The sequence below is a fragment of the Deltaproteobacteria bacterium genome, assembly GCA_029860075.1.
GTDB lineage: Bacteria > Desulfobacterota > JADFVX01 > JADFVX01 > JADFVX01 > JAOUBX01.
The window spans coordinates 1-9455 of the sequence record JAOUBX010000121.1; the positions used below are offsets into that span (position 1 = coordinate 1).

The window sequence follows — 9455 nt, forward strand, 5'->3', positions numbered from 1 at the left end:
CGCTTCGACGGGAATGAGTGCCGTAATAAAACCGACGAGACCGAGGAAGCAGATGACTGTTATGACAGCGCCGTTCAGCACCGAATAACCCACCCCTGCCCCCATTCGCTTCCAGCCGGGATGACCGATGTAGATGGTTGTTGGAAAGGTGCTGCCAAAAATAGAAGCGGCAATAGTCCCTATGCCGTTGGCAGCCAGCGAACTTTTGACTTCATATTTATCGCCTGCCGCCTCTGCACTTTCAAGGTTTTGCAGAGAACCGAGGAGGTTGAAAAGTCCCATGGGAACTATAACGGGCAGATAAGCAATAACATATTTTGAGGTAAGGGCACCAAGCAGGTCTGAAAGATAGGGAATGGGCGGCTGCAAAGAGATAGCAGCGGCATCGGAAAGGGCAGCGCCATCCATCCTCCCCATTATCCAGGCGAGTAGCGTCCCGATGATGACGGCCACAAAGCCCGCCGGAATATTGGCGGGGAGATAAACCCTTCCAATGTATGAAATGAAAATAAAAGCCAGCGGAATAAGACCCACCAGTGGGTCGGCAAAGATGCGGAAGCAGAAATCCATGGAAATGAAGGTGATGGCAATTCCCGCAAGGGTCGTAAGGAGCGCAGCCCTGGGTGTGACACGTTTAACCCAGCCGACGATAAATGCTCCTCCCAGCTCGATGACACCTGAACCGAAACAGGCGGCAAGCCCTACCCTCCAGGCCAGTTCGGCGTCTTTCGTCTGGGCCATAACAGGGGCCATGACGAAGAGAATGTAGGCAAAGAGGGATACCGTATTAACACCGTAAGGAAGAGCCGTCACCTCCCCCTGCCCTGTTCTTTCCGCAAGCCTTTTAGCTTGCCATGCATAAAAGAGATTACCAATAAGAAGGCTTACTGCCACACCGGGCAGGATACGCCCAACAACTAATTCATCGGGAAGGCCAACAACAAAACGGCAAAGAACAACGATAAGAATAAGCTGAATAATGTTATCGATAAAAAGTCCGAAGAACCCGTCAAGGTCTCCGCTTCGCCACCATTTGAATGTGTTGTCTGACATTACCTTTTTCTCCTTACAAATAAACTATCAATAAACTACATCAAGCAGCTTTTACCCCACTTTAGTAAAGGGGGGCAAGGGGGGATTTGATCAAAATCACAAAGCCTCCCATATTACTTCTAAAATCCCATCGATATTTTCAAAAACTTCTTTATTCGAAAACCTTAAGATTCTAAGGCCCATATTTTCCATATAATCATCTCTTTCCTTATCGCGTTCCTTGCCTTCTCCGAGATAGTGTTGTCCACCATCAATTTCAATAACAAGTTTAGCTTTTGGGCAATAGAAGTCAGCAATGTAATTACCTATCGGTTTTTGCCTATAAAACTGATATCCTTTTAATTGATTCTTTCGTACCTTTGACCACAGAAGCCTTTCAGCATCGGTCATATTATTTCTTAGATCCCGTGAGTACTGTTTTAAACTTTTTTTGTAAGGAAGCATGTTTTAAATCCCTCCCAGCCTCCCTTTTCAAAGGGAGGAGTTATAAAACCGAGAAGAAAAGATGATAGTTTAAATGGTGTTGGGAAAAATATTTATCGAAGGGTTGCTATTAAAGGCGGTTAACTACCGCCTCTGATTTATGATAATTATCTTAAAGCTATTCCAAATAATCCCTTTTCCCAAAAATAGCGCTGCCCACACGAACAAAAGTAGCCCCCTCTTCAACGGCTACCTCATAATCGCCACTCATTCCCATAGAAAGATGCGTCATTTCCACATTGGGAATATTCATGGCGTCAATGCTGTCTCTCATTTCCTTTAGCTTTTTGTAGTAAGGCCTCGAATTTTCGGGATTATCACTGAAGGGAGGAATGATCATGAGCCCCTTTACTTTGAGACGGGGCAAAAAAGAGATTTTTTTAACAAGATCAGCCGTCTCTGATTCTTTTGTGCCTCCCTTTTGTTCCTCTTCGGCAATATTGACCTGGACGAGAACAGGCAAGAGATCCGACTTTAGTTCCTTTCCTCTTTCCAGGGCCTTTTCCATGGCATCATTAAGAGATTGGGCCAATTCCAAGGAATCAACGGAATGGACCATATCAAAAAGACCGGGAATATATTTGGCCTTGTTCTTCTGAAGCCGCCCGATCATGTGCCACTGAGCGCCTTCATCAACGAGGGGGACCTTGTCGCGCGCCTCCTGTACCCTGTTTTCTCCAAAAAGTGACTGACCGGCCTTAACCGCTTCCTTAACATACCCGGCATCAAAAGTTTTGGAAACGGCCACAAGATGCACCTCGTCCGTATTTCTACCGGACCTTTCGGCAGCTTTCGCTATTTTTTCCCCGACGTAAATCAGGTTTTCTTCGATGTGACTCATTTTGAAAACAAGCTCACGGCGCCTGCCATTTCAAGATCATTGACGATCTGGCAAACAGGCAACCCCACCACGTTACTATATGAGCCTTCTATCCTTTCTACCATAAAGGAACCGATACCCTGGATGGCATAGCCGCCGGCCTTATCCATCGGTTCCCCCGATTCAACGTAACCGACGATTTCCCTGGGCCTCAACTTCTTAAAAAAAACAACGGTTTCAACGGAACGTTTTATTTCAGCTCCCGTCAATGAATTGAGAATACAGTAGCCTGTAATGACTCTGTGTTTTCTTCCAGAGAGCATACTGAGCATTCGGGCTGCCTCTCTGTCATCTTCAGGCTTGCCAAAAACCTTGCCATCGGAAAGAACGATCGTATCAGACCCTATAATCCAGCATTCCTCCCCATGGGAACAGCGGCGGCCTACTTCCCTCGCTTTATCGACAGAGAGCCTTATCACATGTTCTTCAGGCGTTTCACCATGAATCGGTTCTTCAGGAACATTACTCGGCACAACATCAAACTCCAGGCCAACCTGCATAAGGAGTTCACGCCGCCTCGGCGAGGCCGACGCCAGGACAAGCTTAACCCTGGTCATTTACCGTTTCTGCTGCTTCCTGCACCCTTTCGATGAAGCACTTTATTTTTTCATGGTCTTTAATACCCGGTGATATTTCAACACCGCTGCTCACATCCACACCATAGGGTTTGACAAGTTTAATAGCATAAGCCACATTATCGGGATTGAGTCCGCCGGCAAGAATAACTCTCTTGTTGATCCCTATTCTCCTCAATATATCCCAGTCAAACTTTTTCCCCGTTCCTCCGTAGGCCTGGGGCGACCATGCATCGAGCAGAATGGAACTGCAGCTATAGGCCGCAGCGGCGCTCAGCGATTCTTCACTTTTAACACGAATAGCCTTGATAACACGCACCTGAAAGGATTCGGTATAGGGAGGCGCCTCATCGCCATGAAACTGGACAACGTTTATGCCCGTTGTATTGAGAATATCCCATACCCTGCTTTCCGCTTCATTAACGAAAAGGCCGACGGGCGTAATAAAAGGAGGGAGTTGATTTATGATCTCCAGCGCCTTGTCAGGCTCGATGTAACGGGGACTTTTTCTAAAAAAAACGAAGCCCAGCGCATGAGCGCCGCATTCAGCCGCAGCAAGAGCATCTTCAAGTTTTGTTATTCCGCAGATTTTAACTTTAACCATTTGTATACCCTGCTTTTATAGTAGATTGCTGTTGTTGGAGGATTATATCAAATTATTGAATAAATCATAAAAAAATAATGCTTCGACGGGCTCAGCATGACAGGGTTGGGAGCTATTACCAAAAAATGTCACCCTGAACTTGTCGAAGGGTTGTTCGACACCATGCTTTGACAGGCTCAGCATGACAATAAACCTACTCCCCCATAAACTCCCTCAGTTTTACCTCCGGATCCACCTCCCTCATAAAAGCTTCGCCAATAAGAAAGGCATCTGCCCCACCCTCTCTAAGCATCTTTATGTCATCAATGCTGTTTATCCCGCTCTCACTGACAATGATCCTGTCATTAGGTATGATTTTAGCCAGTTCCACCGTAGTTTGAATGTCTGTTTTGAACTTCTTAAGGTCCCTGTTGTTAATGCCTATAATATCAGCTCCCGCATTGAGCGCCTTCTTGAGGTCCTTTTTATCATGCACTTCGACGAGCACATGCATACCGAGTGAACGGCTAAGTTCATAGAGATATTTGAGTTCATCTTCCGGCAGTACGGTGGCAATAAGGAGTACGGCATCGGCACCGTAGATCCTTGCCTCTACAACCTGGTACTCATCAATAATAAAATCCTTTCTAAGGAGGGGAATGTCAACTACCTGCCTGGCCTGGCTTAAGTACTCTATATCACCCTGGAAAAACTTGCTGTCTGTAAGCACCGAGATGGCTGCGGCTCCCGCCTTTTCATAGGCCTCTGCAATTTCGATATGGTCAAAATTTTCCCTGATGACCCCCTTCGATGGCGAGGCTTTTTTAATCTCGGCGATTATCTTTACTCCGTCGCCAGTCAGTGCTTCTTTAAAGTCCTTCGGCTTTTTGACAAACTGGAGCTGCATTTTGAGAATATCGTAGGGGATCTTCTTTTTACGCTCTTCAAGTTCTTGCTTTTTGTAAATGATGATATCATCAAGGTAGGTTTTTCTTATTCTTAGCATTGTAATTTTTAAAAATCCTTTTCTTTCAATCTTGAAAAAAACAGACACTGATTCACAGGAATTAATTTTTTTTAAATTATTTTCATCATGGTTTAAGATACGCTAATCTGTCATTTCGACTGAAGGGAGAAATCTTTTTACTAACGTGACAAAAGAGACCTTAGGATTTTTCCTCGAACCTCGTCGAAATGACAACCTTAAAAATCAGTGTTTATCATAAAATATCTGTATTATCCGGGTTTATTTACCGGTTTGACACTTCCTTAAGCCCTTCCAGCTTTTCCATAGCAGCACCTGAATCAATGGATTCGGCAGCAATAGTCAACCCTTCTTTTATGTCCTTAGCCCCTCCACCAGCCACAATGGCTGCGGCAGCATTGACAATGGCGATATCTCTTTTAGGGCCCTTCTCCCCATTCAATATTCCAAGTGTAATCCCGGCATTGGCTTCAGAATCGCCTCCCTTGAGGTCTTCCATGCTGCAGCGTTCCAAATTGTAATCTTCGGGGATAAAGTTAAAGGTTTTAACATTACCCTCCTTCACTTCCGACACCTTGGTAACCGTCGTGAGCGTTATCTCATCGAGTCCATCCATACCGTGAACGACCATGGCATGTTTGCTACCAAGTTTTGCCAGCACATTGGCGAGGTTGTCCGTCAGGTTTTCATCATAAACACCCATCACCTGTGAATCAGCCTTGGCAGGATTGGTCAGAGGACCGAGAATATTAAAAATGGTCCTGATGGCTATCTCCCGTCTGGGTCCAATAGCATATTTCATAGCGCCATGAAGAAGGGGAGCAAAAAGAAAACCGATACCCACTTGCTGGATACACTCCTCTACCCTGCTAACTTCAGCCTCTACATTAATACCAAGACTTCTAAGTACATCGGCGCTCCCTGATTTACTCGATACGGAACGGTTACCATGTTTGGCCACTTTTATGCCGGCGCCTGCCGCGATAAAAGCAGCCGTTGTTGAAATATTAAAGGAACCCAAACTGTCACCGCCCGTTCCGCAAGTATCTACGATCCTTCCCTCTCCGGCTTCAATATGAAGCGCCTTCTCCCTCATAACCCTGGCAGCGCCCGTTATCTCTTCAATTGTCTCCCCCTTCATCCTCAGCGCCGTAATAAAGCTCCCTATCTGCGCGTCACTGGCCCCACCCGTCATGATTTGTGTCATGACCTTAACCATTTCCTCTTCACTGAGGTTTGTTCCCCCTACGACCTTTGAGATTGCTTCCTGAATCATTTTTATCTCCTCCTGAAAGAATGGGAGACTTTTGACTCCCAGGGAATTCCCTAACATTTTCAATGAAATTTGACAGATTACCATGAGACCTGAATATTGTCAAAAAAGGAATGATTCCGGCTTGAATCAAAGGAGAAATCACTTTAACTGATAAACACTTTATGATACTATTTCATAACAATTTTTACGGAGGTAGATCGTGGCAGGACACAGCAAATGGAGTAACATAAAGAGGAGAAAAGGGGCTGTTGACGCCAAGCGGGGGAAAATCTTTACAAGGCTTGCCAAAGAGATCATTGTTGCGGCAAAGATAGGCGGAGGAGACCCTTCGGGGAATCCGAGACTAAGAACTGCCATTGCCGCGGCCAGGGCAGAAAATATGCCCAAAGACAATATTGAAAAGGCGATTAAAAAGGGAACCGGTGAGCTGGAAAGTGTAAACTACGAGGAATGTACCTACGAGGGCTATGGGCCCGGTGGTGTAGCCATCCTCATTGAAGTCATGACGGACAACAAAAACAGGACGCTGCCTGAAATCCGTTCCACTATGAACAAGAATAGCGGCAATATGGGTGAAAGCGGTTCCGTTGCATGGATGTTTGATCGCAAGGGCCTTATTGCAGTCAATTGCAGCGATACTACGGAAGATGAACTGATGGAAGCAGCCCTTGAAGCGGGCGCAGAAGATATCGTCACCGAAGACGATGTTTTTGAAGTTTATACGGATCAATCGGCCTTTGAAGAGGTCCGGAAAGCCATAGAAGAAGCAAACATCCCTGTCCTTTCAGCAGAAATCACCATGAAGCCGCAAAATACGATCAAGCTGGAAGGCAAAGAAGCGGAACAGATGATTCGCCTTATGGATAAACTGGAAGATCTCGACGATATTCAGAAGGTTCATGCCAACTTCGACATTGCTGATGAAGTCATGGAAGCATTGGAGGCATAAGAAGACTATTGAGAGCTCTCGGCATAGATCCCGGCACGAGGGTCATGGGCTACGGCATTGTTGAAAGTGTGGGCAACAGGCTAAAGCATATCGATAACGGCGCAATCTTTACAAAAACAGAAGACCCGCTTCACTTAAGGCTGAAAACCCTTTACGACGGCATTACGGAAGTCATTGAAAAATACGATCCCAGGGTCCTATCCGTGGAGGAGGTCTTTTTTGCCAAAAATGTAAAGAGCGCTATGAAACTGGGCCATGCCCGGGGTGTGGGCATTCTGGCGGGAGCCAACAGGGGGCTCGATATTTTTGAATATTCAGCGACAGCCATCAAGTCGGCTGTCGTCGGCTATGGCCGGGCAGAGAAAGGGCAGGTCCAGCAGATGGTCAAAATTCTTCTTAATCTCCCCGAAATACCACAGGCTGACGCCGCTGACGCCCTTGCAGCAGCCATTTGCCACATTAACACGGCAGGCACGAACAGTTCCCTCCACGCTTTAAGAAAGGAAAGCAAAAGAAGATGATAGCCCGCCTTTCAGGAAACCTTCTTTACAAATCTGTTGAAAGTCTTACCGTCGATGTGGGAGGCGTCGGTTACGAAGTGCATGCGCCGCTAACTACCTTTTATGCCCTTCCCGATGAAGGCGCCGCCATCAGTCTCCTCATCTATACCTATGTCAAGGAAGATGCCATAAAGCTTTTCGGTTTTCTTACTCAGGCAGAAAAGGAACTCTTTATCAGGTTAATCGGCGTTTCAGGCGTCGGCCCCAAACTTGGCCTTAATATTCTCTCGGGAATGGATACGAAAGACCTGTCCAGAGCCATCAAGAGTGGCGATATCGTCAGGATGAACGCCATTCCCGGTGTGGGAAAAAAAACAGCCGAGCGACTCATTCTCGAACTGAGAGATAAAATTGATTATGAAATAAGTGAGGAAGAGAAAGAAACCCCTCTTGCTTCCGGAGATAAAGGGATTGAAGATGATGCTATTTCGGCTCTCGTTAACCTGGGATACAAAAGGCTGAAGTGGAAAAAGCCCTTGGCCGGCTTCGCCAGGACCAGGGTGACCGCAAGTGGACGGTAGAAGCCCTTATTAAGGAATCCTTAAAGGTCATGTCCAAATAGAACCATGGAAGAAAGAATTATATCGCCCGAAATATCGGAAGACGACAATACCTACGATGCCTCTTTAAGGCCCAAAACGTTTAACGAATATATCGGTCAGGAGAAGGCAAAAAATAACCTCACCGTATTTATCGAGGCGGCAAAGGGGAGAAATGATGCCCTCGATCACGTCCTCCTTTACGGGCCTCCCGGCCTCGGCAAAACGACACTTTCCTGCATTATCGCCGCCGAACTGGGCGTAAATATCAAAACTGCCTCAGGTCCATCAATTGAAAAGGCCGGTGATCTTGCCGCCATACTGACCAATCTGGAAGAACGGGATGTCCTTTTTATCGATGAAATCCACAGATTAAGTAATGTCGTTGAAGAAGTCCTCTACCCGGCCATGGAAGATTTTCAACTCGACATTATGATCGGACAGGGACCGAGCGCAAGAAGCATCAAGCTCGATCTGCCGAGATTTACACTCATCGGCGCCACAACGAGGGCCGGCCTCCTTACCTCCCCCCTAAGGGATCGCTTTGGTGTTATTTCACGCCTTGAATTCTACAAGCCGGAAGAGCTTAAAACTATCGTCAAAAGATCGGCAGGGCTGCTGAAAATAGAAATAGATGAATCAGGGGCCTTCGAAATAGCGCGCAGATCGAGGGGAACGCCACGAATAGCCAATCGACTCTTAAGACGAACGAGAGATTATGCGGAAGTCAGGGCCGACGGGATAATTACAAAAAAGGTTGCCGATGATGCCCTCAGGATGCTTGAAGTGGACAGTAAGGGCTTCGACGTTATGGACAGGAAACTCCTTCTCACCATTATTGAGAAGTTCCGCGGCGGTCCCGTCGGTCTCGATACGCTGGCCGCCGCCATCAGTGAACAAAGAGATACCATTGAAGACCTCTATGAACCCTACCTCATCCAGGAAGGATTTTTAAGCCGCACACCAAGGGGAAGAATAGCGACAGACAGCGCCTACAGTCATTTTGGAATCAAGATAGAAGAAGGGAACCAGCGACGGCTCTTTTAGCGCTTCTTATCTCGTGACCAGAGCGGTTCCCCAGATTTGTCATTTGGAACAAAGATGAGGAACCTCTATATTGCCCGCATATTATCTATTTAGTTACAACTATTTCTGCCCATATCTGCCCTGAGCAAAAAGACAAGATGACTCGCTTTACCGGGAATGACAGAGCAAAGGACCTGAATAGAAAATCAGACGAGGTAGTTGCCGAGATTAATATAGGTTTTGATGGACTTTAAATCTTCTTCACTCACTTGAGTAAACTGTATACCCATCCCGGGCGTAAGTTCTATGGGGTAGCTATGTCTTTCATCGGTATTCCAGACAACCCTTCCCTCAAGCGCTATCCCCTCGGCAATATCGGTTATTGAAAAAGTAACCTTCACCATCTCACCGACAGGAATGACCTTCCCGCCCTTAATGTAGAGGCCCCCTTCACTGATGACATAAACATGGCCCACATATTCCTTACCTGAATGTATGTAGCTTACCTTTGAATAAATGGGGGCCCGTGTCTGGCTTCTAACGGGA

General features: G+C 46.5%; 12 protein-coding genes and 1 pseudogene. 5 read left to right on the forward strand and 8 right to left on the reverse strand.

Annotated features, from left to right (window positions below; translation table 11 throughout):
• From OEV42_20595 to trpD, 7 genes are all read right to left on the reverse strand, one after another.
• The coding region (locus OEV42_20595; protein MDH3976670.1) for an NCS2 family permease at positions 1-1053 on the reverse strand (1053 nt) is incomplete at its 3' end.
• Positions 1054-1149: 96 nt separating this feature from the next.
• On the reverse strand, positions 1150-1497 hold the full coding sequence (locus OEV42_20600; GenBank protein ID MDH3976671.1) for an endonuclease domain-containing protein: 348 nt from the start codon (positions 1495-1497) through the stop codon (positions 1150-1152).
• Positions 1498-1654: 157 nt separating this feature from the next.
• Entirely contained in the window at positions 1655-2377 is a 723-nt protein-coding gene (locus tag OEV42_20605) for a YggS family pyridoxal phosphate-dependent enzyme (protein MDH3976672.1), read from the reverse strand.
• Positions 2374-2973: a Maf family protein gene (locus tag OEV42_20610; protein ID MDH3976673.1), complete on the reverse strand. Its 600-nt coding sequence runs from the start codon at positions 2971-2973 to the stop codon at positions 2374-2376. Before OEV42_20610 ends, OEV42_20605 begins: the two co-directional genes overlap by 4 nt.
• Complete coding sequence (locus OEV42_20615) at positions 2960-3595, reverse strand: phosphoribosylanthranilate isomerase (GenBank protein ID MDH3976674.1); 636 nt, start codon at positions 3593-3595, stop codon at positions 2960-2962. Before OEV42_20615 ends, OEV42_20610 begins: the two co-directional genes overlap by 14 nt.
• A gap of 193 nt (positions 3596-3788) precedes the next feature.
• The gene (gene trpC, locus OEV42_20620) at positions 3789-4580 is read right to left on the reverse strand and encodes an indole-3-glycerol phosphate synthase TrpC (protein ID MDH3976675.1); all 792 of its coding nucleotides are present in this window, start codon (positions 4578-4580) and stop codon (positions 3789-3791) included.
• 244 nt (positions 4581-4824) lie between these two features.
• Positions 4825-5835 (reverse strand): anthranilate phosphoribosyltransferase, encoded by a 1011-nt coding sequence (gene trpD / locus OEV42_20625; GenBank protein ID MDH3976676.1) that lies wholly within the window; start codon positions 5833-5835, stop codon positions 4825-4827.
• Positions 5836-6034: 199 nt separating this feature from the next.
• Here trpD and OEV42_20630 point away from each other — a divergent pair, with 199 nt between their 5' ends.
• From OEV42_20630 to ruvB, 5 genes and pseudogenes are all read left to right on the forward strand, one after another.
• Positions 6035-6784, forward strand: coding sequence for a YebC/PmpR family DNA-binding transcriptional regulator (locus OEV42_20630; GenBank protein ID MDH3976677.1), 750 nt, complete (start codon positions 6035-6037; stop codon positions 6782-6784).
• Between the two features lie 8 nt (positions 6785-6792).
• Positions 6793-7305 (forward strand): crossover junction endodeoxyribonuclease RuvC, encoded by a 513-nt coding sequence (ruvC, locus tag OEV42_20635; GenBank protein ID MDH3976678.1) that lies wholly within the window; start codon positions 6793-6795, stop codon positions 7303-7305.
• Positions 7302-7766, forward strand: a pseudogene (ruvA, locus tag OEV42_20640) (Holliday junction branch migration protein RuvA). The gene ruvC and the pseudogene ruvA overlap by 4 nt, the downstream one beginning before the upstream one ends.
• A 41-nt stretch (positions 7767-7807) precedes the next feature.
• Positions 7808-7906, forward strand: coding sequence for a hypothetical protein (locus OEV42_20645; GenBank protein MDH3976679.1), 99 nt, complete (start codon positions 7808-7810; stop codon positions 7904-7906).
• Between the two features lie 4 nt (positions 7907-7910).
• Positions 7911-8930, forward strand: coding sequence for a Holliday junction branch migration DNA helicase RuvB (gene ruvB, locus OEV42_20650; protein ID MDH3976680.1), 1020 nt, complete (start codon positions 7911-7913; stop codon positions 8928-8930).
• A 185-nt stretch (positions 8931-9115) separates the two neighbouring features.
• Here ruvB and OEV42_20655 read toward each other — a convergent pair.
• Positions 9116-9455 (reverse strand): PilZ domain-containing protein (locus tag OEV42_20655; protein ID MDH3976681.1); only part of this gene is annotated, 340 nt, incomplete at its 5' end.